22 protein-coding genes and 2 pseudogenes are annotated in these 22,768 nt (G+C 36.0%); 12 read left to right on the forward strand and 12 right to left on the reverse strand.

Annotated features, from left to right (window positions below; translation table 11 throughout):
- Window positions 1–3: 3 nt before the first annotated feature.
- The 4 genes from ACQKTA_RS12750 to ACQKTA_RS12765 all read left to right on the forward strand — a co-directional run bounded on the left by ACQKTA_RS12750 (window position 4) and on the right by ACQKTA_RS12765 (window position 2,097).
- Complete coding sequence (locus ACQKTA_RS12750) at window positions 4–966, forward strand: DNA/RNA non-specific endonuclease (protein WP_427814660.1); 963 nt, start codon at window positions 4–6, stop codon at window positions 964–966.
- A gap of 107 nt (window positions 967–1,073) precedes the next feature.
- Window positions 1,074–1,388 (forward strand): PadR family transcriptional regulator, encoded by a 315-nt coding sequence (locus tag ACQKTA_RS12755; RefSeq protein WP_407855168.1) that lies wholly within the window; start codon window positions 1,074–1,076, stop codon window positions 1,386–1,388.
- On the forward strand, window positions 1,385–1,969 hold the full coding sequence (locus tag ACQKTA_RS12760) for a DUF1700 domain-containing protein (RefSeq protein ID WP_427814661.1): 585 nt from the start codon (window positions 1,385–1,387) through the stop codon (window positions 1,967–1,969). The genes ACQKTA_RS12755 and ACQKTA_RS12760 overlap by 4 nt, the downstream gene beginning before the upstream one ends.
- Window positions 1,966–2,097, forward strand: a complete 132-nt coding sequence (locus ACQKTA_RS12765; protein ID WP_427814662.1) for a hypothetical protein — start codon at window positions 1,966–1,968, stop codon at window positions 2,095–2,097. The genes ACQKTA_RS12760 and ACQKTA_RS12765 overlap by 4 nt, the downstream gene beginning before the upstream one ends.
- A 72-nt stretch (window positions 2,098–2,169) precedes the next feature.
- Here ACQKTA_RS12765 and ACQKTA_RS12770 read toward each other — a convergent pair whose 3' ends face one another.
- The gene (locus ACQKTA_RS12770) at window positions 2,170–3,123 is read right to left on the reverse strand and encodes a permease prefix domain 1-containing protein (RefSeq protein ID WP_427814663.1); all 954 of its coding nucleotides are present in this window, start codon (window positions 3,121–3,123) and stop codon (window positions 2,170–2,172) included.
- A 2-nt stretch (window positions 3,124–3,125) separates the two neighbouring features.
- Window positions 3,126–3,452 (reverse strand): PadR family transcriptional regulator, encoded by a 327-nt coding sequence (locus tag ACQKTA_RS12775; RefSeq protein WP_332580925.1) that lies wholly within the window; start codon window positions 3,450–3,452, stop codon window positions 3,126–3,128.
- 140 nt (window positions 3,453–3,592) lie between these two features.
- Here ACQKTA_RS12775 and ACQKTA_RS12780 point away from each other — a divergent pair, with 140 nt between their 5' ends.
- Complete coding sequence (locus ACQKTA_RS12780) at window positions 3,593–4,669, forward strand: NAD(P)/FAD-dependent oxidoreductase (protein ID WP_427814664.1); 1,077 nt, start codon at window positions 3,593–3,595, stop codon at window positions 4,667–4,669.
- Between the two features lie 14 nt (window positions 4,670–4,683).
- On the opposite strand, the gene ACQKTA_RS12785 is transcribed toward ACQKTA_RS12780, so the two are convergent.
- Window positions 4,684–5,589 (reverse strand): AraC family ligand binding domain-containing protein, encoded by a 906-nt coding sequence (locus ACQKTA_RS12785; RefSeq protein ID WP_427814665.1) that lies wholly within the window; start codon window positions 5,587–5,589, stop codon window positions 4,684–4,686.
- A gap of 245 nt (window positions 5,590–5,834) precedes the next feature.
- Here ACQKTA_RS12785 and ACQKTA_RS12790 point away from each other — a divergent pair, with 245 nt between their 5' ends.
- Together ACQKTA_RS12790 and ACQKTA_RS12795 are read left to right on the forward strand one after the other, a co-directional pair.
- Window positions 5,835–6,866 (forward strand): galactose-1-epimerase, encoded by a 1,032-nt coding sequence (locus ACQKTA_RS12790; protein ID WP_427814666.1) that lies wholly within the window; start codon window positions 5,835–5,837, stop codon window positions 6,864–6,866.
- Between the two features lies 1 nt (window position 6,867).
- Window positions 6,868–8,037 carry a galactokinase gene (locus ACQKTA_RS12795; protein WP_427814667.1) on the forward strand — a complete coding sequence of 390 codons (1,170 nt, stop codon included), beginning with the start codon at window positions 6,868–6,870 and terminating at the stop codon, window positions 8,035–8,037.
- A gap of 47 nt (window positions 8,038–8,084) precedes the next feature.
- Here the strand turns inward: ACQKTA_RS12795 and ACQKTA_RS12800 are convergent, their stop codons facing one another.
- Window positions 8,085–9,428, reverse strand: a complete 1,344-nt coding sequence (locus tag ACQKTA_RS12800) for a thioester domain-containing protein (RefSeq protein ID WP_427814668.1) — start codon at window positions 9,426–9,428, stop codon at window positions 8,085–8,087.
- A gap of 305 nt (window positions 9,429–9,733) precedes the next feature.
- On the opposite strand from ACQKTA_RS12800, the gene rarD reads away from it, so the two are divergent.
- On the forward strand, window positions 9,734–10,624 hold the full coding sequence (rarD, locus tag ACQKTA_RS12805; protein WP_427814669.1) for an EamA family transporter RarD: 891 nt from the start codon (window positions 9,734–9,736) through the stop codon (window positions 10,622–10,624).
- Between the two features lie 19 nt (window positions 10,625–10,643).
- Here rarD and ACQKTA_RS12810 read toward each other — a convergent pair whose 3' ends face one another.
- From ACQKTA_RS12810 to ACQKTA_RS12825, 4 genes are all read right to left on the reverse strand, one after another.
- Window positions 10,644–11,540 (reverse strand): NAD(P)-dependent oxidoreductase, encoded by an 897-nt coding sequence (locus tag ACQKTA_RS12810; RefSeq protein ID WP_427814670.1) that lies wholly within the window; start codon window positions 11,538–11,540, stop codon window positions 10,644–10,646.
- Between the two features lie 142 nt (window positions 11,541–11,682).
- Window positions 11,683–12,834 carry a pyridoxal phosphate-dependent aminotransferase gene (locus ACQKTA_RS12815; RefSeq protein WP_427814671.1) on the reverse strand — a complete coding sequence of 384 codons (1,152 nt, stop codon included), beginning with the start codon at window positions 12,832–12,834 and terminating at the stop codon, window positions 11,683–11,685.
- 24 nt (window positions 12,835–12,858) lie between these two features.
- Window positions 12,859–13,581: an amino acid ABC transporter ATP-binding protein gene (locus ACQKTA_RS12820; protein ID WP_427814672.1), complete on the reverse strand. Its 723-nt coding sequence runs from the start codon at window positions 13,579–13,581 to the stop codon at window positions 12,859–12,861.
- Window positions 13,574–15,025 carry an ABC transporter substrate-binding protein/permease gene (locus tag ACQKTA_RS12825; protein ID WP_427814673.1) on the reverse strand — a complete coding sequence of 484 codons (1,452 nt, stop codon included), beginning with the start codon at window positions 15,023–15,025 and terminating at the stop codon, window positions 13,574–13,576. Before ACQKTA_RS12825 ends, ACQKTA_RS12820 begins: the two co-directional genes overlap by 8 nt.
- Window positions 15,026–15,169: 144 nt before the next feature.
- On the opposite strand from ACQKTA_RS12825, the pseudogene ACQKTA_RS12830 reads away from it, so the two are divergent.
- Window positions 15,170–16,251, forward strand: a pseudogene (locus ACQKTA_RS12830) (iron-containing alcohol dehydrogenase family protein).
- Window positions 16,252–16,293: 42 nt separating this feature from the next.
- On the opposite strand, the gene ACQKTA_RS12835 reads toward ACQKTA_RS12830, so the two are convergent.
- Window positions 16,294–16,764 carry a universal stress protein gene (locus tag ACQKTA_RS12835; protein WP_427814674.1) on the reverse strand — a complete coding sequence of 157 codons (471 nt, stop codon included), beginning with the start codon at window positions 16,762–16,764 and terminating at the stop codon, window positions 16,294–16,296.
- A 359-nt stretch (window positions 16,765–17,123) separates the two neighbouring features.
- Between ACQKTA_RS12835 and ACQKTA_RS12840 the strand changes: the two genes are divergently transcribed.
- The 3 genes and pseudogenes from ACQKTA_RS12840 to ACQKTA_RS12850 all read left to right on the forward strand — a co-directional run bounded on the left by ACQKTA_RS12840 (window position 17,124) and on the right by ACQKTA_RS12850 (window position 20,920).
- Complete coding sequence (locus ACQKTA_RS12840) at window positions 17,124–18,470, forward strand: DUF2142 domain-containing protein (protein ID WP_427814675.1); 1,347 nt, start codon at window positions 17,124–17,126, stop codon at window positions 18,468–18,470.
- A gap of 235 nt (window positions 18,471–18,705) precedes the next feature.
- A pseudogene (locus ACQKTA_RS12845) lies at window positions 18,706–18,969 on the forward strand (tyrosine-type recombinase/integrase); the annotation flags it as partial.
- Between the two features lie 520 nt (window positions 18,970–19,489).
- Entirely contained in the window at window positions 19,490–20,920 is a 1,431-nt protein-coding gene (locus tag ACQKTA_RS12850; RefSeq protein WP_427814676.1) for a basic amino acid/polyamine antiporter, read from the forward strand.
- Window positions 20,921–20,960: 40 nt separating this feature from the next.
- Here ACQKTA_RS12850 and ACQKTA_RS12855 read toward each other — a convergent pair whose 3' ends face one another.
- Genes ACQKTA_RS12855 through ACQKTA_RS12865 form a run of 3 tightly spaced genes read right to left on the reverse strand, consistent with a single transcriptional unit; the run spans window position 20,961 to window position 22,753 of the window.
- Window positions 20,961–21,497, reverse strand: coding sequence for a GNAT family N-acetyltransferase (locus tag ACQKTA_RS12855; protein WP_407856169.1), 537 nt, complete (start codon window positions 21,495–21,497; stop codon window positions 20,961–20,963).
- Window positions 21,498–21,551: 54 nt separating this feature from the next.
- Window positions 21,552–21,905, reverse strand: coding sequence for a DUF1634 domain-containing protein (locus tag ACQKTA_RS12860; RefSeq protein ID WP_427814677.1), 354 nt, complete (start codon window positions 21,903–21,905; stop codon window positions 21,552–21,554).
- Window positions 21,905–22,753 (reverse strand): sulfite exporter TauE/SafE family protein, encoded by an 849-nt coding sequence (locus ACQKTA_RS12865; RefSeq protein ID WP_407856168.1) that lies wholly within the window; start codon window positions 22,751–22,753, stop codon window positions 21,905–21,907. Before ACQKTA_RS12865 ends, ACQKTA_RS12860 begins: the two co-directional genes overlap by 1 nt.
- Window positions 22,754–22,768 lie beyond the last annotated feature (15 nt).

Here is a 22,768-nt window from a genome sequence, read left to right on the forward strand (position 1 = left end):
CCCTTGTTAAAAAAATCTAAACTAGTTGCTGTACTTGTTATTGCAGTAGCTAGTTTCGCTGCGTGTTCAGCGAAACACACGAACGAGTCAACGCAAAACGCCTCATCTACAACAAAACAAACCCAAACAATTTCCGCCCAACAAGATCTGGCAAATCTGAATTATGATGGCACCCAAACAATTGAAATCAATCAAAATAAACCAACTTTTTCTCAATCAGACCTTTCCACCGCTAATGGGCCTTGGGACAAATACAATGATTTAGATGATTTGAATCGCGCTACTGGCGCAGAAGCACTTTTAAATAAAAAGTTAATGCCTACAGGAAAACGCGGTGAAATTTCGAGCGTTACACCTACAGGTTGGCATAGTAAAAAAGTAAATGGTCAATATTTATTCAATCGATCGCATTTGATTGGCTATCAGCTGACCGGTGAAAATGCCAACTGGAAAAATTTGATCACAGGTACCCGTCAATTGAATAGTCCCGAAATGTTGCGATTTGAAATGGATGTCAAATATTATTTAGAAAAAAGCACTAAAAATTATGTTCGCTATTCGGTCACACCTATTTTTCGCGGAGATGAACTTTTAGCTCGCGGTGTGCATATGATGGCTCAATCGATCGATAGTGATGAGATTCAATTTAATATTTATATTTTCAATGTGGAAGATGGCGTGACGCTGAATTATGCTGATGGCACCAGTACGATCACAAAAAACACTCAGCAAGTAGGCTCGCAGACAACCACGACTAGCCTTGCAACAAGTTCTACAACTGCCGCTAATACTTCAACTGATGAGCAAGAATATGTCGATAGTAATGGCAATGGATTGATCAAGGGTTCCAATAGTGGTGTCTATCACCTCCCAGGTAGTAAATATTACGACAAAACAACCAATCCAAAAGAAATGTTCAAAACAGTTGCTGAAGCAAAAAAAGCTGGCTATCGCGCAGCAAAATAATCATAAACTCCTTGAATTTACTTCAAGGAGTTTTTTTATCGGCCTAAAGTCCTATTTTTTCTTTATACTATGTAATGTATAGTATGAGGTATAAAGAGGTGTTGTTATTGGATAGTCAATTAAAAAAAGGAATGATTGAATATTGTGTTTTAGCCTCATTGATCGATGCTGATTCTTATGGATATCAGATTATCAAAGAGATTCCCACTCAAATCGAACTAACAGAATCGACACTATATCCCATCTTAAAACGTTTGGAAAATAATAAGAAAGTGACTACGTATTCTAAAATTCATAACGGTCGGTTGCGAAAATATTATCATCTAACAGAATGTGGATTGAGTAGTATCGAAAATTTTTTAGCAGAGTGGCATGAGGTTGAAGCTGTTCATCAGTATATTAAAAGGAGTGTAAAAAAATGAATCGAATTGAATTTATTAAAGAGTTGAGCAATTATTTAGCTTATGAAGTACGGCCAAGCGAGGTCCATCGTTTGATTGACTATTATGATGAAATGATTTTGGACTTAATGGAAGATGGCTATTCTGAACAAGCTGCAGTAGCAAAATTGGGTGATCCTCAAAAATTAGCACTTGAAGCAGCCGGCGTTCCTCAAGAAATGAAAGTTCCTAAAAGGCTTCATTGGTTATGGATCATCCTCTTAATTTTAGGTTTTCCTTTATGGGGCAGTATTGCATTGACTATTTTTTTATTATTGCTTAGTGTCGATATTCTTATTTGGTGTCTACCTTTTACTGGTGCTTGCTTAGCAGCCGGGACAATCATCGGCGGCGCTATCGCAGCCTTTGCCAGTCCTTTTGTTTTACTTGACTCATTATTCATGGGCGTTACCCAGTTGGGAATGGGCATGCTGCTCTTTGGATTTGGCTTGTTATGTATGTGGCTCACATACAAATTCAGTGCTGTATTTATCGAAATGCATCAAAAATTGATGAACATTATTCGCCGAAATATTTTTCAACGAAAGGTCGTGGAAGTATGAAGACAAAACATTTAATCCCTAAAGTTGCCATGTATTTAATTGGAGCTGGGTTACTTTTTACGTTACTAGGATATGCATTGTCTGGCTTTTCAGCAGATCGCTACTTTGATTATCACCAAACACACTGATATGACGTTATTCATATCGAACGATAAGAAAAAATACGCAACCTTATACTCACAGGCTGCGTATTTTTTATACTACTTTTTTATAAAAATTGCTTCTAAGACACTGTACATGATTCCTGCAAAAACAAAAATTATCCAACTGTAGCTCCATGATCCCGTTAGAAGCGACCAACCAAAATAGATTAAAGTGACCATCGGCCAATATATTCGAGCAAGCAAGTGTTTGCTCGATGCAGCCGAACCATATTTTTCATACATAGCTTTTGGTCCCGGTTCATCCTCGTCCGCAATAAAGTACTTTGCATCGATAAATTTATCAAAACTCGTATAATTGACACTGCCGTATACAATCAAAAATACACCACTTGCTATAAAGAAGAACATTACCGGAATACCATATTCAGCATACGTAAATAGTTGAAAAAATAAAATTGGTGCGATACTTAGTACACACAAACATATTCCGAAAACTAAGCTGATTTGAAAACTTTTTTGATACTCATTTTTCATTTTTGTTGCTGCTCGCCCTAAACTCGATGGAACGTATCGATCATTCAAAACGGCACCATTTTTGGATAGTTGCATACCATTGTAGATGATAAAACCAATACTGATTGCTAAAATTACAAAGAATAATAACAAGCCTAACATTTCTGCCCCGCTAATACTAAAACCAATCAATGCTCCCACTGCTAATAGGCATCCGCTGATTCCTAAACCTAATCCTAACGTATCTTTTCTACGATGAGTTAAATACGTCACCATTTCTGATTCCTCAATCTCATTTTCAAGTTCAGCCTCATCGGCGAGAGTTTCATCGACTTGTAACATTTCGCGCAATTCATCAACTGAGCCAAATTCACTGATTACTTGACCGATAGCTTCATGTTCACTCTTACCCTCTTCGATCAAAGCTAAATAGTGATCTTCCATGATTGTTAAAATTTCTTGTTTTGCTCGTTGAACTTCTGGCGTATTAGGAAATTCCAGAAACAGCGTAGCTAAATAATTTTTAATTGTTTCCATAGTTACCCTTCTTTCATAAATCGATTGACTACTTTTTTAGTTTGCTGCCATTCATTCTTCTTTTCGGTCAAAAAATCGAGTCCTTTATCGGTGATATGATAATACGTTCTTTTTTTCCCATGAGTAACTTCTCCAGGATAGGATTGTATATAACCATTTTTTTCTAACCGATTAAACGCCGAATAAAGCGTAGTTTCTTTAATGACATAGATTTCTTCGCTGATATCGCGAATTTTTTGAGAGACCGCATAACCATATGAGTCGCCCTCTTTTAATACTGACAAAATGATTACATCATTGTAACCGCGAATCCCATCGCTTGAAATCATTCTGTCACCTCCTAAAATTACTTCATCTGTCGTTGTAATCATTGTACGATAATTACTACGACAGGTAAAGTAAAAAAAGTATTTATTTGAAATGTATGAACGACTATGGCAAAATTTAATAAAAGAAAGAAGTGAGCCAATTGAAAAAAATTGCTATTATTGGCGGCGGAATTATCGGAATGACGCTAGCCAATTATTTAGATACCGATAAATACCAAGTCACCTTGTTTGATGAACCGACTGGGCAAGCGACAAGAGCTAGTGCGGGAATCATCTCCCCTTGGCTTTCCAAAAGAAGAAATCAAAAATGGTACCATCTTGCAAAGGATGGGGCGGCTTTTTTCCCAAAATTAATTCAAGATTTCCACCTGAATCAAACAATTTACCAAAAATGCGGTACACTGATTATTCGGCCCGCAGAAAAGTTGGATGCTTTAATTGAATTAGCAGAACAACGTAAATTATCCGCTCCGGAATTAGGTCAAATCGAACGGTTGTCAGGAGAACAAACCCAGCATGCGCTACCTTTATTAAAGGCCGTTCCATCGGTCAAGATTAGTGGCGGCGGTCGTTTAGACGGTAAAGCTTATTTGATCCATTTAAAACATTTAGCTGAAAAAAAAGGGATTAACCTAATTACTAAACGTGTAATATTAACTGAACAATTAGAAAAATTTGACCAAGTTATTTTGACGGCTGGTCCTCAATTAAAAAATTTATTAGCTCCGCTAGGTTATCAAGTAGATCTTCGGCCACAAAAAGGCCAACTTTTAGTGTTTGATACTTCAGTTAAAATGAGTAGCGAATATCCTGTAGCAATGTTAGATGGCGAGGCCGATTTGATCCCCTTCATGAATGGTAAAATTTTATTAGGCGCTACCCATGAAAATAATGCCGCTTGGGACTTAGAACCAACCAAAGAAGCTTTTACACAACTAACACAAAGCGCAAAAAAATTTTTAATAGATCCAGATTATTTATTTAATCAACCTTTTCATTATCGTGTAGGCACACGTGCTTATACATCGGACTTTGCACCTTTTTTTGGCCAATTGAATGACCAATTAATCGTCGCTAGCGGATTAGGTTCTTCCGGCTTGACCACTGGGCCATATATCGGTTACCTATTAGCACAATACTTGAACACCGGTCAAAAAAACTGGGCAATGTACCAAAAAGAATTGTCTACCTATATTAAAAAAGAAGCGTTGGATTAATCATCCAACGCTTCTTAAGTTGCTCGGCGAACAATCATTTGTTGTTCTAATTGTTGATTTAATTGATCTAAAGATGCAATTGTAAACTCATAAGCATTCATTCGTTTCCGATATGTCGAAGCTGTTTCACCAGTCAACTTTTTAAAACTACGACTAAAAACAACCAGACTCTTAAAGCCAACCTTTTCAGCAATTAACTCGATGGATTCATTAGTCATGGATAATAAATAAGCCGCCCGATTGATTTGCACTGCTAAAATATATTGTTTGATCGGCATACCGACATGCTCATGGAAAATACGTGAAAGATGACTACGATCAACTGCTAGTTCTTTTGCCACATCCCCAACGATCAAAGATTGTTCATAATTCTTTTCGATATATTTGATTGCCTCAATTGCAATGGGTGAGTATTTTTGTCGCTCTGCCTTTTGCGGACTGCCACCATCTGCCAACAACTCCGCTAAAAAACGATAAACTAAAGCTGTTAAGTTTAATTCATCGGTTCGGGTTTCTTGATTGTACGAAAGACATTCTAAAATAAGAGCTAAATAGCGTTCACTTTTGTTTGAAGTTAACGTATATTGATTTTCTTTAAAAGGAGACTGTTCCATGATTTGATCTACTTCCGGCCCACCAAATGACAGCCAGCAATAGATCCAAGGGTCTGAGCCATCTGCTAAATAAAACGTTGATTCTCCTGGTCGAATCAAAAATAAATCTCCTTTTTTCAAAGTAAATTTTTTATCTTTGACGTGATAGACTCCCTTACCTGCTAAAACGATGTGCAAAATATAATTTGATCGAACAGAAGGCCCAAACGCATGGAACGGAAATGTCTTTGAGACACCGCAAAAATCAAAATGCAACTTACTATCAAAATGCTGGATATTATTTTTTAAAAAGATTGCTTGTTCCATCTTATCCTCCTAAATTTTTAGCCGTTATTCTTTATTTCTATTATATCATTTTAAAATATATACCTTTATGCAACAAAAAGTTAAATAGGTGCCACATCCAGTCATTTCCAAGTAAGCCTTTTCTTGTTAAAATTGTTTTATCCTTAATCCTTAGAATTAGCGATCAGTTGTTCCTTGTCAGCTGCCCTTTTAATCGTTAAAATCATTATGAGTGGATTATTTAACATAAGAGAGAGGTTTTTTTGATGCATATTACAGAAAAAGAATTTGGACAAGGGTACCGTTTGATCACGCTGGAAAATGAAGCCTGTTTCCATCTGTCAGCAACTGACTTAGGTGCTCGAATCGTACGTTTAGGAAAAGAGCGTGAATTAGTATTAGGCTTTGATTCTGCCGAAGAATATTTGACAAAAGATCCATACATTGGCGCTACGGTTGGTCGTGTTGCGGGAAGAATTGAAAACGGTCACTTTTCATTAGGGAAAATGAATTACCAAGTAGCAACAGATCCATTAAACGGTCACTGCTTACATGGTGGCAAACCTGGATTTGAATCAAAAAAATGGACTTATCAAATCGAAGAGACTGCCGATACCGCTTCAATTATTTTTTCTACTGTTAGTCCTGATGGCGAACACGGTTTTCCCGGTAATTTAACAGTCGAAGTTCGCTATACTTTGACCGAAGAAAATGTTTGGGAGCTGACTACCCGAGCGATTAGCGATCAACCAACTTTATTTAATCCGACAAATCATGTGTATTTTAATTTGACTGGTGATATAACTCAACCAATCGATCACCACCAGTTATGGTTAAATAGTAGCCACTATGCACCATTACGTTCCGACAGTATCCCGACTGGAGAAAAAGTAGCCGTGACAAATACAGCTTTTGATTTCCAAGTTGCTAAAACGTTGGATACAGTATTTTCAAGTAACTTTGACCAAAAAGAATTATTCAATGGTATCGACCATCCATTCTTCTTGGACAATTCAAGTTTACAAGAACGTGCAGCTAGATTAACTAGTCCTGACGGTTTAATCACGTTAGAAGTGTTTACAGATGCATCAAGTATCGTTATTTTCACAGCTAATTTTGGTGAAGATACACCGGAAATGCATGGAAAAACTTTAGCTGATCATGGCGGTATCACTTTTGAAACGCAAACAGCTCCAGGAGCAGAGCAATTTCCAGCTTTCGGTTCTATCAGCTTAACAGCTGATCAACCTTATGAAACTACTACACGCTTCAAAATAATTATGAAAGAAGTCGATTAAGATGGACATCGCCCCTACTTTGAAAGAAAAATTTTTAGATCTTTACGCAGTTAACGAAAGTAATCATTATTTTTCTCCTGGTCGGATCAATCTGATCGGTGAACATACCGATTATAATGGTGGACACGTTTTTCCCGCTTCTATCACCTATGGGACCTATGGATTGGCCGCCCCACGAAAAGATAAAACAGTCTCGGTCTACTCCAACAATTTTGAAGAACTCGGAGTGATCCGTTTTGAAATCGATCAACTAACTTATGATAAAAAAGACAACTGGGCGAATTATGTCAAAGGGATGATTTTAAAAGTCCAACAAGCAGGTTATTCAATCGATCATGGCTTTGATTTATTGATCGAAGGCAACATTCCAAATGGTGCTGGACTATCTAGCAGTGCTTCATTAGAACTTTTAGTCGGAGTGGTGCTTGAAGATTTATTTGATTTGACCATTGATCGTTTAACTCTCGTTCAGCTTGGACAAAAAGTAGAAAATGAATTTATCGGGGTAAATTCCGGTATTATGGATCAATTTGCAGTTGGTTTTGGTGAACAAGACCATGCGATTTTATTAGATACGAATACATTAGATTATGAAATGGTCCCCGTTGAATTAAATGACTATGCCATTGTCATTATGAATACAAATAAACGCCGTGAATTATCCGACTCAAAATACAATGAACGTCGGAGTCAATGCGAAGAGGCATTGGAACGATTGCAACAAACATTAGCGATCCCCTCTTTAGGCGCTTTAGATACAGAGACTTTTGAAAAAAATTGTTACCTGATCGGTGACGAAACACTCATTCGCCGAGCACGCCACGCTGTCACTGAAAACCAACGGACCTTATTAGCAAAAACAGAATTAGTCCAAGGGAATTTGAGCACATTTGGAAAACTATTGAATGCTTCTCATCATTCACTTCGTTTTGATTACGAAGTAACTGGAATAGAGTTGGATACTCTAGTAGAAACGGCACAAAAACAACCAAATGTTTTAGGCGCTCGAATGACGGGTGCTGGTTTTGGCGGCTGTGCCATCGCCTTAGTTAATGAAGAAGCGATTCCCGCTTTCAAAAAAAATGTTCATGATATTTACACACAAGCGATTGGTTACGCTCCCGCTTTTTATGTAGCCCATATTGGTCCAGGTACTACAAAAATTAATTAAAAATAAGACAGTACTTTATGTGTAAAGTACTGTCTTATTTTATTAGATTATTTATTTTTCAATTTTTTTATTGAATTGAGTTTGATTCCTACAACGCCAATCACAACTATAATCCCTAAAATGCTGATTGCTAATTGTCCTTTTTTTGAATCATTTGTTTGGGGTAGATTTTTACTATTTGAACTATTGGTAGTCCTTCCTTCAGTAGTTACTGGCACAACCGTACTCGTCTCAGAACTCACTGGAACTTTAGAAGATTCTGTTGGTTCCGTCGGTTCCGTTGGCTCTGTCGGTTCCGTTGGCTCTATTGGTTCCGTTGGTTCTGTTGGTTCCGTTGGTTCTGTTGGTTCCGTTGGTTCTGTTGGTTCTGTTGGTTCTGTTGGTTCTGTTGGTTCTGTTGGTTCTGTTGGTTCTGTTGGTTCTGCTTTGTTTACTTCAAGCGCATCGACACCAGCTAAAACAGTTTTAACGTCGGACGGTTTATAACTTCCTAATCGTTGATGTTTAGTGTGTCCTTCCTGCGTATCATAATAAGTAGCTGCATTGTTAACGGCATTGATATGAGCATCTAATTCTAAAATAAATTTTGATTTGTCTGGTAATTTATCAAAACTTTCCTTCGTGATTTCGATATCGATTTCACTATGGTCTTTGTTAAAATTCAAGGTTACACCTGATCGATTCGTAATATTTGTACGTTTACCATCCACTTCAACAAATAATTCAGGATCATTGTATTCTGTTGTAAATTCATCTGTATTTCTTTTCACATTATTATCGATAGGAGTAATAGTAATTTTTGATTTTGAGGAATAACCGTCTAGAGCATCTGCTTTAGAATTAATTTGAGTATCAATGTTCATCGTTAACTTTTCTAATTTTTGACTTGTGGTTAAATCATCTAAATGACTTTTCGCTTCCGTTACTAAGCTTTCTAAAGCAGGATTCAATGCCCATATTTCTGCACCTGTTTTAACAAAGTCGTTATTAGGGTTCGTAAAGTGCCAAATCGCTAACTGCGTAGATGTATATGCTGTATCGTAGGCTTTCGTGTTTGAAACTACTGGATTTTCTTCTTTAAACTTTTTCAAAAGCCACGAGAATGACATATTGTACTCACATTCACCAGAAGAAACGTAGGTCAATCCTGGGTATGTCTCAACATCCATATCCAAACAAAAAAGTGTATTCTCTGAATCATCGGAGGTAAATTTACGAATAACTGGTGGTGTCTCCGTATTTTTGGGATAATTTAATGTTGTCTTGTTCCCTTCAGTTAAATCAATCCCCGTACTTTTTAAAACAAAACTATTTTCTTCTGCTTTAACCAAAGTAGCAAAACCAATAAAAGTTAAGCAGGCCAATAAAATACATGTCACTTTCTTTAACATAACGTCTCCAATAAAGATCAGGTTTCAAACTAATCATTCTAAATTTATTTAACAAGGAAATAACTATATAAAATAAATTAATCGATAACGAAAGTTATGTAAATTAATAACGTAAATAACCAAAATACCTTAATGTTTTTTTATAAAATAGGTCTATTCCGATTACAAAAATTATATTCTGCATTTAAAACAACGATTTATCACCACGCTATAAAAAGATATTTTCAAATCAAACCTCTATAGTCAAAAAATTCTGAATCTTTATGTTAGAATAAATAAACGTCATTATTTTAAGGAGGGTAAGAATGAAAAAAGATTCAGGACTGTTTTATGGACTTAGTGCTTATATTATTTGGGGAATTTTACCACTTTATTGGAAATTAGTTGGAAATGTGGGTTCGATCGATATTTTATTTTATCGAATCATTTGGTCACTTCTATTTATGCTGATCTGTCTCACTATTTCAAAAAAACTTCCTTCATTCATCAACGAAGTAAAAATTCTTTTAAAAAATAGAAAACAAGTTTTAGCTATTATTATTGCCGCGATCTTTATTTCACTTAATTGGGGAATTTACATTTATACTGTGTCGATTGGTGAAGTTCAACAGGCTAGTTTAGGTTATTACATCAATCCGTTGTTAAATGTTTTAGCTGGTACACTCTATTTGAAAGAGCCGCTTTCAAAACAAGCAACTTTGGCTAGTTTATTCGCCTTAGCGGGGGTTGTGTTATTGACGATTCAAACAGGCGTCTTCCCATTCAATTCTATTTTTTTAGCTGCTAGTTTTTGTATTTATGGCTTAGCAAAAAAACAACTAGACCTTAGTGCTGCCACAAGTATCACTTTGGAGACTTTGATTATTGCTCCGATTGCGTTGATTTACTTATTTTTTATTTCTGATCCAGGATTCATGAATTATCCATTAACTACCAATCTTTTATTGATTGGTGCCGGAATCGTTACTGCGATTCCTTTATTATTATTTGCCAATGCGGTAAAAAAATTATCATACATTACGGTTGGTTTTTTACAATACATCAATCCAACGATTATGCTGCTGATGGCGATTTTTCTGTTTCATGAACCTTATGCTCTTCCGCAATTTATTGCTTTTTCATTTATCTGGTTAGGTATTTTAATCTTTATTATCGGTAACTTGATTGAGGCACGTAAAAAGAGGATTCGTTTATAAGCGAATCCTCTTTTTCATTTTAACTATTTAAAAATATTTCGATATTTTGAATCACTTTTTGGGCTAACCGAACTTTAGCCTTCGACGTCAACCCCGCATTCGTTTTTCCCGCAAAAACATTTTTCATTCCGATCACTTCTTCACCTAGTCCAGCTTCAGTATCACTAAATGCAAAATTTCCTGGCTGTTCTAGCCACTGTTTTAGTGCAGGTAGTTCATGGGATGGTGCGATCGAAACATTCATCAATATTTTCCCATTGCCAAATAATTCGAATGCTTTTTCATCTAATAAAACAACATTTTTATTCAAGCAAGTAATTAAAATATCCACTTCTTGCAACAACTGATCCAATGGATAATAAGTCATCGCCAAGTCTTCTTCAAGTAATGGTTTACGAGTGCGGCTGTAATAGTTAACATCCATACCAAAGAACTTCATTGTTTTAGCCAATAAACTGCCCACTGTTCCCATTCCGACGATTCCAACTTTAACATCGGTCAATTCCATGGGTTCTTCTTTCCACATCGCAGGACCACGTCCTTGAAGCAGACGAACCAATTCACTGATCGCATATTCTTTAACACCCTCATCGCCATAGTCACGCACTCCAGTAACAACGATTCCATTTTTTTTCGCATAACGAATGTCGACATTGGCATTTTCAGGTGAATATAGACTCGCGCACAATCCAATATAACGAATGTTGGGACACGCCGCTAATGCTTCTTGATCGATAAAGCTAGTAAAACTTAGCATCACACAATCCGCATCACCGATTCGTTCAATGACTGTTTTAGTATCCGCAGGAATGTCTTCATAAAAAATTGCTTCTTCCGCTAACTCTTTTAATTTTTCATCCCATTCTGGCAACAACTTTGTCGGTTCAATCGCGACCATTTTTTTAAATTTATTCATGTCAGCCTCCCGTAATCTATTCTATCTCTATGATAAAGCTTTCTGGCTATCAGGTAAATAGTAATCCTTTCACACTTTCCGCGATTGTTTAAAAACAAAAAAGTATTTGATCTTCCTGTTAAAGACCGAATACTTTTTAGCTTTAAAATTGGACTTTGGCTAAACGATCAAATGCTTCTTTTAAGACCGCTTTTGGTTGTGTAGCTGCTAAACGAATATACTCATCGCCGACCGTTTCACCAAAAGCTTTGCCGGGAACAAATAGTACTCCTGTTTCTGCTAATATTTTTTCAACAAAAGCCACTGAACCTAAACCACTTTTACTAATATTAATAAATGCATACATACTGCCCGCGACTGAATTTAGCGATAAATAATCAATTTCATTAACTCGTTCTTCAATATAAGCTAAACGATCTTTAAAAATCACGACTGTTGGCGGTACGAATTCTTCATAATGATTCAACGCATAGATTCCTGCACGTTGAGAAGCAGTTGGAGCTGAATAAGTGATGCTTTCATTGATGACTCCAGCAATTTGATTGATGTAAGCAGGAGCAATCATATAGCCTAGACGCCATCCGGTCATAGCAAATCCTTTTGATAACCCGCTGATCGTGATAGTATTTTCCGGCGCCAAGCGTGCCATTGGAACAAAAGTTTCTTTGAAAGCAAAATCCTCATAAATCTCATCTGAAATAATGAAAAGTTCATGTTCAATCGCAACTTGGGCGATCTCCTTCAATGTTTCTGCTGAAAAAACCGCTCCCGTTGGATTGTTCGGCGAGTTGATCAAAATAGCTTTCGTTTTATCTGTGATTGCAGCTTTTAAATCAGCCACATCAATTTGAAAATCATTTTTTTCATAGGTCGGAACAAAAACTGGTGTCCCACCAGAGAGAACTACTTGCTCTTTGTAGGGTGAAAAATATGGTTCGTGTAAAATAACTTCATCACCGGGATCTAAGATCGCTTGCAAAGCTAAATAAATCGCATGCAACGCCCCGACTGTCGCCCGAACTTGATCCAATTGGAACGTTAGATCGTATTTTTTTTGATAATAATCGATGATCGTCGACAATAACTCTTTACTGCCGGCAGGGGCAGTATATTTAGTCGCTCCTTGTTTTACCTCCTGATATACAGCATCAATGATTTTTTGATTCGTGATGATGTCCGGATCTCCGATCGATAAATCAATAATATCCTCTTGCTCTTTTGCTAAAATTGCAATATTCATCAGTAAATTTTCAGCCGGTTGTTGAAAACGTTGGGCTATTTTGTTCTTGTCCATCCTATATCCTCCTGCTAATTTTGGCTACAAAACTTTATTTAAGAAATCCTGCGTCCGACTATTTTGCGGATGATCAAATATTTCTTCTGGTGTCCCCTCTTCTTGGATCACTCCATCTGCCATAAAGATCACTCGGTCGGCCACTTCTCTAGCAAAGCCCATTTCATGTGTGACCACGACCATCGTCATTCCTTCTTTGGCTAAGTCTTGCATAACTGTTAAGACCTCTCCGACCATTTCCGGATCTAAAGCAGAGGTCGGCTCATCGAACAACATCACATCCGGATTCATCGCTAATGCTCGCGCGATTGCTACCCGTTGCTGTTGCCCACCCGATAGATTCGATGGATAACTTTCTGCTTTTTCTTTTAATCCCACTTGATCTAGCAACGCTAATGCTTTTTGTTTTGCAGCTGCTGGATCTTCTTTTTTTATTTTGACAGGTGTGATCGTTAGATTTTCTAATACACTCATATGCGGGAACAAATTAAAACTTTGGAAAACCATTCCCATTTTTTGACGAATCTTATCGATGTTGCTATCCGGAGCGGTGATCTTCTGGTCTTCAAAAAAGATTTCGCCTGAAGTTGGTTCCTCTAGTAGATTCAAGCAACGTAAAATCGTACTTTTCCCACTGCCAGAGGGTCCGATGATAACGACGACCTCCCCATCTTTGACATTTAGATCAATCGCTTTTAACACTTCATTTTCACCAAAATTTTTAGATAATTGTTTTACATTAATCATTCAATCCCATTCTCCTTTCAACTAAACCTAATAGACGGGAAATACAGAAAGTCATCGCAAAGTAAATCAACGATACTAGAACGTATGGCAAGAATGGTTTGAAACTTGCTCCCTGCACGACACCTGTTTGGAAGATCAGTTCGGATACACCAATGACTGAAACAACCGATGATTCTTTGATGATCGTCACAAATTCATTGCCTAATGCCGGCAAAATATTCTTGATGGCTTGCGGGAAGATAATGAAACGCATCGCTTCTTTTTGATTCATTCCTAATGAACGAGCTGCTTCCATCTGTCCTTTATTGACAGCATTGATACCTGCACGAACAATTTCCGCCACATAAGCCGCACTATTCAACGAAACAGCGATACAGCCAGCTAATAATTTCGAAAGATCTAGTCCTACAACCCCTGTTCCAAAATACACGATAAAGATTTGGACTAATAACGGTGTTCCACGTACGTATTCAATATAAATAACTGCTAAAGCTTTCAATAATTTATTTTTGCTTAGTTTCATCAATGCTAATAAACTACCAAAGATCAAACCGAATAAAACACCGACAAAAGCTAATAGAATCGTATATTTGGCCCCACTTAAATAGTAAGGACCATATTTTTGCAAGAATGATTGGTCTTCTTGGAACATCAATTCATTCGCTTTCTTTTTATAACCGGTTAATAGATCTTTATCATTGATCGTTTTGATCGATGCATTAACATGTTGTTTCAGCTCAGGAGTATTTTTTGACATAGCGATAGCAGTGACTTTTTCTCCTTGTTCAAAGCCAACCGAAGCAATTGCCAGGTCCTTACTTTGTTGGGCATAGGCTTCTGCCACTGGCTGTTCCAATACCACCGCATTGACTTTTTTATTCAGCAAATTATTGATCAAATCTGGAACCTTTTGTAATGAGGTCAAGTCGGCACCCGTCATTTCATTTTTGACCAGCGCTTCTTGTGTTGTCTGTTTTTGTGCCCCTACAGAAACTCCTTCGAAATCATCAGTGGTTTTGTATTTATTTTTGTCATCTTTGCGCACTAACACTTTTTGTTGAACTACAAAATAAGGATCTGAAAAATCAACTTCTTTTAGTCGTTCTTCAGTAATCGACATCCCAGAAATAATTAAATCGATTTTCCCCGTTTTCAATGCTCCTAATAAGGCATCGAAACCTAATTCTTCGATCTTTAATTTTACGCCCATGTCTTTAGCGATTTTTTCTGCAATCGAAATATCAAATCCAACAATTTTATCCTGGCCATTCACATCGGCATGGAATTCATATGGTGCATAATCAGCTGAAAGACCTACAACCAATTCTCCACTTTGTTGGATACGTTCATAGATTGCATCTTTTTCTGCTCCATGAGCTTTTATCGGTAAACAATTTAGTAGTAATACTACTAGTCCTAGCAGTAGCCAAACCTTCTTTTTCATTTATTCCGCTCCTTTTAATTGAATAATAATATAAATATATGAATAATTAAAGAATAAATATTCAAAAACAACTTGCACTTATACTACCACACCTATTATAATAAAAAAAGATTTAAATAAAAAAATGATGAAAGAAGTTTTGAGATGACAAAACAACTGATTTTCGTGGTGCTCCACAAGAATATGAGCTTAAAACAAAGGCTTGGGAAAGTTTACCTTCGCACCTTGAACGCCGAAAAATAAAAAATGTGTTGATAATTCACGGAAAAGATTCTTGGGAAGCGGTTAAACCTCATTTCCCTAAATTAGCTATCTCACAAAATTTTCATTATTATGGCGGCCAATGTACAGATAAAGCAGCGGAATTTTTTGCGTCTTTATGCATAAATGAAAAATTTGATGGTATCATTGCTGTCGGCGGAGGGAAAGTCGCTGATTTAGCAAAATTTACAGCCTATAAAGCACACTTGCCGATCATTATCTTGCCGACATTAGCTGCAACTTGTGCTGCATATACACCGTTAAGTGTCATTTATGACGAAACGGATGTCATGGTACGGTACGATATTTTTCCAAAAGCAACCGATTTAGTTTTGATTGATCCTGAAATTCTTCTTCATTCACCAAAAGAATTGATGGTAGCTGGTATCGGTGATACCTTAGCCAAATGGTATGAAGCCTCTGCCATCATCTCACAACTAGACATATTGCCGATCGAAGTACAAGTTACAGAGTTCGCTGCTAAGAAATGTCGTGATATTTTATTACAAGAAAGCACCTATGCACTTGAGGCCATGGAAAACAAAAAAATCAATCAATCATTTATCGATGTAGTCGAAACAAACATTTTGTTAGCCGGAATGGTTGGGGGATTTGGCGATGAATATGGCCGAACGGCTGGTGCGCATTCAATCCATGATGCGATGACGGTTCTACCCGATAGTCATAAACAACTTCACGGAAATAAAGTAGCCTATGGCATCTTGGTCCAACTAATGATCGAAAGAAAACTACAAGAAATAGAAGCCTTGTTACCTTTTTATCATCAATTACATTTACCAACCAGCTTGAAAGACTTACAATTACAGTTAACAGAGAGTGACTATCAAGCTATCGCTGAGCGTGCCTGTGCTCCAGAAGAAACGATTCATTTAATGAAAGAACCCATCACACCCGCATTGATCATTGATAAAATGAAAGAGTTAGAAAAATTCACTACAAACTAAAAAAGATCTTTTCTTTCGTAATTGAAAGAAAAGATCTTTTTATTATTGGATGATCAATAAATTGCTTGCTGATTTGTTAGCTAGATGTTTGATCAATGAATCAAAGGTTAAGCGTGTATAAAGAGACTCCTCTTGCCCTAAAATGACCAAATCGATCTCTTTTTCATTCGCATAATTAAGGACAGCTTTTTTTAATCCATAAGACACATATGAAATAATCAAGTTATCCGGATTACTCAATTTAATACTCGAAACAAATTCTTTTATTTCTGCCTGATTTTCTTCATCTAAATCTTCCATCAATTGTACATCTGGTACGGTCAATTCTCCCATATAACTATCTTCTAAAGAAAATTCTTCACTTTCTTCTAAAGCAATATTTTCTTTTAAAGTTGTATTATAAATCAAAACATGTAATTCGCTTTTTTCTTTTTCAGCCAGTTCGACCGCTTTTCTAAAAGCATTTTCTGGTTTACCATCGCTTCCGACTAAAACTAACATCTTATTACTCATAGTATCCCTCATTTCAATTTTTTTCTTTATGATTTGATTATATACCAGTTTATAAGATAAAGATCGGAACAGCCTTTTTCACCCATAATAGTTTTGTCACTATCAACAGTTTGTCTATATTTATACCTTTATTTTTATAAAATATTTTATAGCAGATATAGAATGGATAGATTCATAACGAAGAACCATTCCATAATTGGCAAAACTAAAATGAAAGTGAATTTTAATAGAATAGTGATTTAATTAGCATAATTTCTCTGTGGAATTTTTTACATAATAATCGGAACAAAATCTTAAACTAGCATGATATAATATTATTTGCATAAATAATTTTATAAAGAAAGTAGGAACAATAATACGTGAAAAGAATAATGAGCAGGCATGCGAATTACAGTGAAAATTCTCCTGAGAAATTTTTTCTTTTTTCTGTCATGCTATTTGGAATTATTTCAATGTTTTTAACTCTCCCCCTGACTAATGGGGATGAAGGATACCATTTGAGTCGAAGCTATACTATTTTTTCTAAAGATATGCCTAAATCAATGCAACCTGACGCACTAAGACAGTTTGAAATGATAAATACTTCTCAAGATCCTCTACACAATGGATTTGATTTGAACGATTTTTTTAAAACTAGACTTTCTGATGTTGAAAATGATTCTTTCAAAATTAATATCCAAAAAGAAAACAATATTACTGCAAAAATCGATTTAGGTCACTTACCTTCTGCTATTGGTGTCTTAATTGGTAGATATATTTATCCAAGTTATGGTATCATGTTACTCTTTGCTAGATTTACTAATTTAATCTTTTTTGCTACTTGCTTGTTTTTCATCATAAAATTTAGTAATGGCGGAAAATGGTCACTAGTAATGATGTTTTCTGTTCCCTTTTTACAAAAAATAGCTAGCCCGAGTTATGATGTTTTTGCTTATGTCTCATTGGCCGTATTTGGTGTTAATGTGTTAAAGCTAGCAAAATTCAATCGTTTTAAAGAACTATCTACACGGGATATTTTATTCAGCTTGGTTACAATAATTATGATTTTATTTTCTAAAAGTAATTATGTCTTTGCATTACCTTTATTACTTTTTTTACCTATGATTACTAATCCTCTTAAACAGTTATATATTGATCAAAATAGGAGAGTAAAATTATTTTTTTGGCTATTAATGTCAATCTTATTCGTAATGTTTATTGTTTTAATGAATTCTAAATTCGGACTTATTAACTTTACTAAACAATTTTTTAACTCTTACATTAACGTTGCTACAATGGGTCGAAGGGGCGAATCTTTGTTCAATGTTGTTTCTACGATCTTACCAGATTTCCTAAATATATTTTGGATATTATGTCTCTTTTTTGTAATGTTAACTGAAAAAAGCTACAAGTGGGACAATATATTTATCATAGGAAATGTATCAGTCTTTTTGTTAAATTGGGTTGGTATATTTGCAGCCTTTTATCTTAGCTTAGGACGCCCCACCCACCCCCTAGATGAATTAAGTGGTAGATATCTCCATCCTTTTATTATATGTTTTTTACCCTTAGCTCAGTTAGTTAATTATAAGTATAAGCTAACTACTTCTGAAAAAGCAGTTAAATGGATCGCTATTATTAGCACACTGAGTATAATGTTTTTCTACTTGCTAATATGCTACTACCGAGGATATATTATTCATGTAACTCCTACTTGGAAAACTTAGGATAAAAAACAAAAAGTAATCTACTTAATGGTAGTAAGCTTTTTGTTTTTTTAATTGGCAGTATTTTTTCAAAGCTTTAACACCGATGATTTACAGCCTTTATTCAATTTAAAACAGGCATATCTTTTCTATTATTTAGTTTGTAAATTTTTTCAAAACTCTTATCTGACCAATACTCATCGGCTGTTATGCCACCATAGGAATAATAAATTTTCATATATTTTTACTTTCTATTCAAAAGTCGAGAGGCACGCCTTTACAAAATTCTGGATTAAATACTTATCTAAGAAATCATAAACAAAAAATGAAAATAGATAAGCCTTTGAGTTTACATATTTTTAGACACACTCATATATCAAAATTAGCAGAATCAGATGTTCCATTATATGTTATTCAAGATCGTGTCGGGCATGAGCATAGTGATATTACTGAAAAGATTTATACGCACGTTACGAAGAATTCAAAACAACGATTAAAAGAGAATTTAGAAAAATTGTAGCACCTTGCCCCTTTTTTGCCCCTTTTCAAAAATATTTAGCAATTTTTCCTCTCGATATCTTTTCTTTTGATAACAAGATAAAAAAAAGAGCCCTTATCATATAAGGACTCAAACGTTTTAAAAAACAAATAATAGCAAAATCATTTCTTAAATTAAAAAATCTTTCCGGTTCTTACGGCATAAATAGTTAAAGAAATTAGAATGAACAACGCCAACATTTCCAATAGAAAGTCAGTAGATTTTACCTCATTTTTCGAAGTGTTCTTTTCTTGTTTCATCGTGCTATTCGAGCCCTCCTAACTTTTACACTGTAAGGATAACAAACGATTGGTATAGCAAGTTAATATTTTTTTATTAATTTGATTAGAATTTAATTATTCTGATCTAATTTAAAACATTAGAGTTTCATCTTATGCTAATGCTATTTGTTGTTAAATATGCTTGAATAGAAACAGCGTTTTTTTTGCTATTTTTTACTGTTAAATTTCTTATAACAGTACATATGAATGAGGGGGAACCTATGGAACAACAGCAAAAAGATACTCACCATACAAAAGAGATGAGTCTCTTAGGCTTAAGCATGATCGTTATCGGGTCAATGCTTGGGGGCGGTGTCTTCAATTTACCAAGTAGTATCTCGCAATCAGCTGGTGTGATCGCCTCACTAATTGCTTGGTTCATTACTGGTACGGGCGTTTTCTTTATCGCCAGGGTATTTCAAACATTATCAAAAGAAGAACCAGATATTATTGGCGGAATTTATTATTATGCCAAAGATGGATTTGGCGATTATGTCGGTTTTAATTCAGCTTGGGGTTACTGGTTAAGCAATATTATCGGAAATGTTTCGTTTGTCATTTTATTTTTAGATGCATTGAGTAAATTTATACCGCAAATCGGTGGTTCCGGTGGACGAATTGGTCTATTTCTCGGAACATTCATGATTTGGGGCGTCATCTTTTTAGTTGCTCGTGGTATTCGGACAGCTAGTCTTTTAAATACAATCGCAACAGGTGCTAAAGTTATCCCTATTTTAATGGCTATTTTTCTTTTATTCATTCATTTCAGGTATCATATCTTTTCATTGGATGTCTTTGCAAAAAACATCGAAACAAATGGGCAACATCTAGGAAGTATTCCAACCCAAATTCGCCATGCCATGTTGCAGACTATGTGGGTATTCGTAGGAATCGAAGGTGCAGTCGTGTTATCTGGTCGCGCTAAACGGGCTCGTGATGTTGGACGAGCTACATTGATTGGTTATACACTCACTTTAGCTATTTATGTTTTAATTGTTATGCTAAGTTTTGGTTCATTACCACAAGAACAATTAGCGAACTTATCTAGCCCTTCTTTAGGGGGTGTGCTACAAGCATCCACTGGACAATGGGCCGCAAACATGATCAATATTGGTGTCATCATTTCTGTATTAGGTGCTTGGATCTCATGGACGATCTTAGCTGCTGAGATTTCTTTCGATGCTGCTCAAGACAAAATGTTTCCAGCCTTTCTTGGCAAAGCAAATAAACAAAATGCTCCTGTGAACGCATTGATCGTAAATGGTGCTATCATGCAAATCGTCTTTTTAATTTCACGTTGGGCGATGGATGCATTTGAAGCTGTCACAAATACAGCAACAACTATGGTCTTAGTACCTTACGTTTTATCGGCAGCTTTTTTGTGGCAAGTAGCTCGTACTAAACAACATAAAGGACAACAACTTTTAGCGTTCGGCGGAATCCTCTATAGTATCTATATGCTGTATTCATCAGGTGCATTGAATCTTTTATACTGTATCGGGATCTATGCATTAAGCTTTGTCTTTTGGTTATGGAATAGTCATACATACCACCGACCAATTTTCAATACTAAAAGAGATAAGGTATTGTTCATCGTTATTACTGGTTTAGGTATTCTAAGCTTAATTGTTTTTCTTTTCCAATTGAATTAATTAAAAAGACCACCAGCACCTATCATGCTAGTGGTCTTTTCTATAATTGATTGTATGGGATAAAAACTGGCCGTTCCCCTTGAGGTTCGATCAAAAATTTTTGCAGCCACAGTACATCATGCCATTGATCAAATTTATAACCAATTTTAGGAAATCTAGCCACTTGCTGATAGCCTAATTGCTCATGGAAGTGAATACTTCCATCATTTCCACCGGTAATGCAGGCAGTTAGAATCGCGACATTTTGTTTGTCCAGTGCTTGTTCTAATGCTTGATACAATCGTTTGCCTGCACCATGGCCCCGTTTATTTTGATTTACATAAACACTGACTTCCACAGCCCAATCGTAAGCAGCACGGTCTTTATAGGCATGTGCGTAAGCGTAGCCTAAAATCCCACCATTTTCTTCTGCTACAAAATAAGGATACTTTTCTTGAATCTCAAGGATTCGCTGAGAAAATTCTTTTTCACTAGGCACTTCGTAATCAAAAGTAATCGTTGTTTCTTTGACATACGGTGCATAAATTTTGACTAGTTCCTGCGCGTCCGCAGTTGTTGCTTCCCGAATAGTTATCATCTAACCCCTCCTCATTTTTTATCATCCTACCACTTTAATTGACTGAAAAAAAGGTTATTTTTCTACTAAGCCAAAAGTCATACCAATAATCAAAATGACTAAAACAATCAGCGTAATGATGACATACAAATAATCTTTCTCTTTTGCAAAAGCAACTATCGAGACAACCACTCGCAATACCGGGGTCAAAATCAAACAAAATAGTCCTAACATAATAAATGCTTCACCATTCAATTTGAGTACACCTTGGAAAATCAACCATAAATCAGTTGGTACTTGATCATTGGCGGGTTGGAAATAAAGCAATAACATTCCTATCAAGATGATTACTGCCGACACAATCACCCCGATACGTAAAATGTAGCCGATCGATCGCTCTATTTTTAACATTTCTTCTTTATTTTCCATTAAATCATCACCCCAAATCCACGAAGAACCATTTGAATTCCCATAAATAATAAAATTGGAATAAAAATCATTCGTATCACTTTCGGTTTCATGCGTTGCATGATTCTAGAACCGATCGTCGCTCCAGCTAAGACACCTAAAGCCAATGGAGCTGCAATTTGAGGTAAAATAGCTCCACTAAAAAAATAAACGGTTGCTGACGCTGCTGCCGTTACACCCATCATCAAATTACTGGTCGCACTTGAGGGCTTCAGCGGCATTTTCATGATCGTATCCATTGCAGTCACTTTGAATACCCCACTACCGATACCTAATAATCCGGAAGCGATTCCTGCTCCAAACATCATCGCAAAACCGCCTGGAACTTTTTCGACTTGATAATCGATTTGTTCATCCAAAACCTGATCATAATATGAACCATTCAATTTCAATTTTTCGGCTAAAGAATCTACGGAAGCTTTGACACTCTTTTTTTCCATTTTCCCGCGTAATTTTTGAATCATGTTCACCACGGAAAATAAGAGAAACCCGCCGAATAAAACAAATAGAAAACCAGTTGGAACAATTCCTGACAGCAAAGCCCCAACGATTGCTCCAATTGTCGTCGCAATCTCTAAAAACATCGCTACACGCAGATTCAACATATCATCTTTTAAATAAGCGATAGTTGCTCCTGAACTAGTGGCAATAACACAAACAATACTAGCTGCAATGGCATATTTAATATCTAATCCCATCACCAAAGTTAGAAAAGGTGTTAAAATAATTCCTCCGCCGATTCCTAAAATCGAGCCCAATATCCCAGCAAAAACACCGGTCACAAGTAATAATACTATCTGACTAAGCATAACTTCCCGCCTTTC

The organism is Enterococcus sp. 22-H-5-01 (assembly GCF_050310005.1).
In the GTDB taxonomy this organism is placed as follows: domain Bacteria; phylum Bacillota; class Bacilli; order Lactobacillales; family Enterococcaceae; genus Enterococcus_A; species Enterococcus_A hailinensis.

Bases quoted from the DNA above. Each gene is read 5' to 3' on its own strand.
- ACQKTA_RS12760 (WP_427814661.1), top strand. From the start codon at position 1,385: ATGAATCGAATTGAATTTATTAAAGAGTTGAGCAATTATTTAGCTTAT.
- ACQKTA_RS12765 (WP_427814662.1), top strand. From the start codon at position 1,966: ATGAAGACAAAACATTTAATCCCTAAAGTTGCCATGTATTTAATTGGA.
- ACQKTA_RS12770 (WP_427814663.1), bottom strand. From the start codon at position 3,123: ATGGAAACAATTAAAAATTATTTAGCTACGCTGTTTCTGGAATTTCCT.
- ACQKTA_RS12775 (WP_332580925.1), bottom strand. From the start codon at position 3,452: ATGATTTCAAGCGATGGGATTCGCGGTTACAATGATGTAATCATTTTG.
- ACQKTA_RS12785 (WP_427814665.1), bottom strand. From the start codon at position 5,589: ATGGAACAAGCAATCTTTTTAAAAAATAATATCCAGCATTTTGATAGT.
- ACQKTA_RS12790 (WP_427814666.1), top strand. From the start codon at position 5,835: ATGCATATTACAGAAAAAGAATTTGGACAAGGGTACCGTTTGATCACG.
- ACQKTA_RS12795 (WP_427814667.1), top strand. From the start codon at position 6,868: ATGGACATCGCCCCTACTTTGAAAGAAAAATTTTTAGATCTTTACGCA.
- ACQKTA_RS12800 (WP_427814668.1), bottom strand. From the start codon at position 9,428: ATGTTAAAGAAAGTGACATGTATTTTATTGGCCTGCTTAACTTTTATT.
- rarD (WP_427814669.1), top strand. From the start codon at position 9,734: ATGAAAAAAGATTCAGGACTGTTTTATGGACTTAGTGCTTATATTATT.
- ACQKTA_RS12810 (WP_427814670.1), bottom strand. From the start codon at position 11,540: ATGAATAAATTTAAAAAAATGGTCGCGATTGAACCGACAAAGTTGTTG.
- ACQKTA_RS12815 (WP_427814671.1), bottom strand. From the start codon at position 12,834: ATGGACAAGAACAAAATAGCCCAACGTTTTCAACAACCGGCTGAAAAT.
- ACQKTA_RS12820 (WP_427814672.1), bottom strand. From the start codon at position 13,581: ATGATTAATGTAAAACAATTATCTAAAAATTTTGGTGAAAATGAAGTG.
- ACQKTA_RS12825 (WP_427814673.1), bottom strand. From the start codon at position 15,025: ATGAAAAAGAAGGTTTGGCTACTGCTAGGACTAGTAGTATTACTACTA.
- ACQKTA_RS12835 (WP_427814674.1), bottom strand. From the start codon at position 16,764: ATGAGTAATAAGATGTTAGTTTTAGTCGGAAGCGATGGTAAACCAGAA.
- ACQKTA_RS12850 (WP_427814676.1), top strand. From the start codon at position 19,490: ATGGAACAACAGCAAAAAGATACTCACCATACAAAAGAGATGAGTCTC.
- ACQKTA_RS12855 (WP_407856169.1), bottom strand. From the start codon at position 21,497: ATGATAACTATTCGGGAAGCAACAACTGCGGACGCGCAGGAACTAGTC.
- ACQKTA_RS12860 (WP_427814677.1), bottom strand. From the start codon at position 21,905: ATGGAAAATAAAGAAGAAATGTTAAAAATAGAGCGATCGATCGGCTAC.
- ACQKTA_RS12865 (WP_407856168.1), bottom strand. From the start codon at position 22,753: ATGCTTAGTCAGATAGTATTATTACTTGTGACCGGTGTTTTTGCTGGG.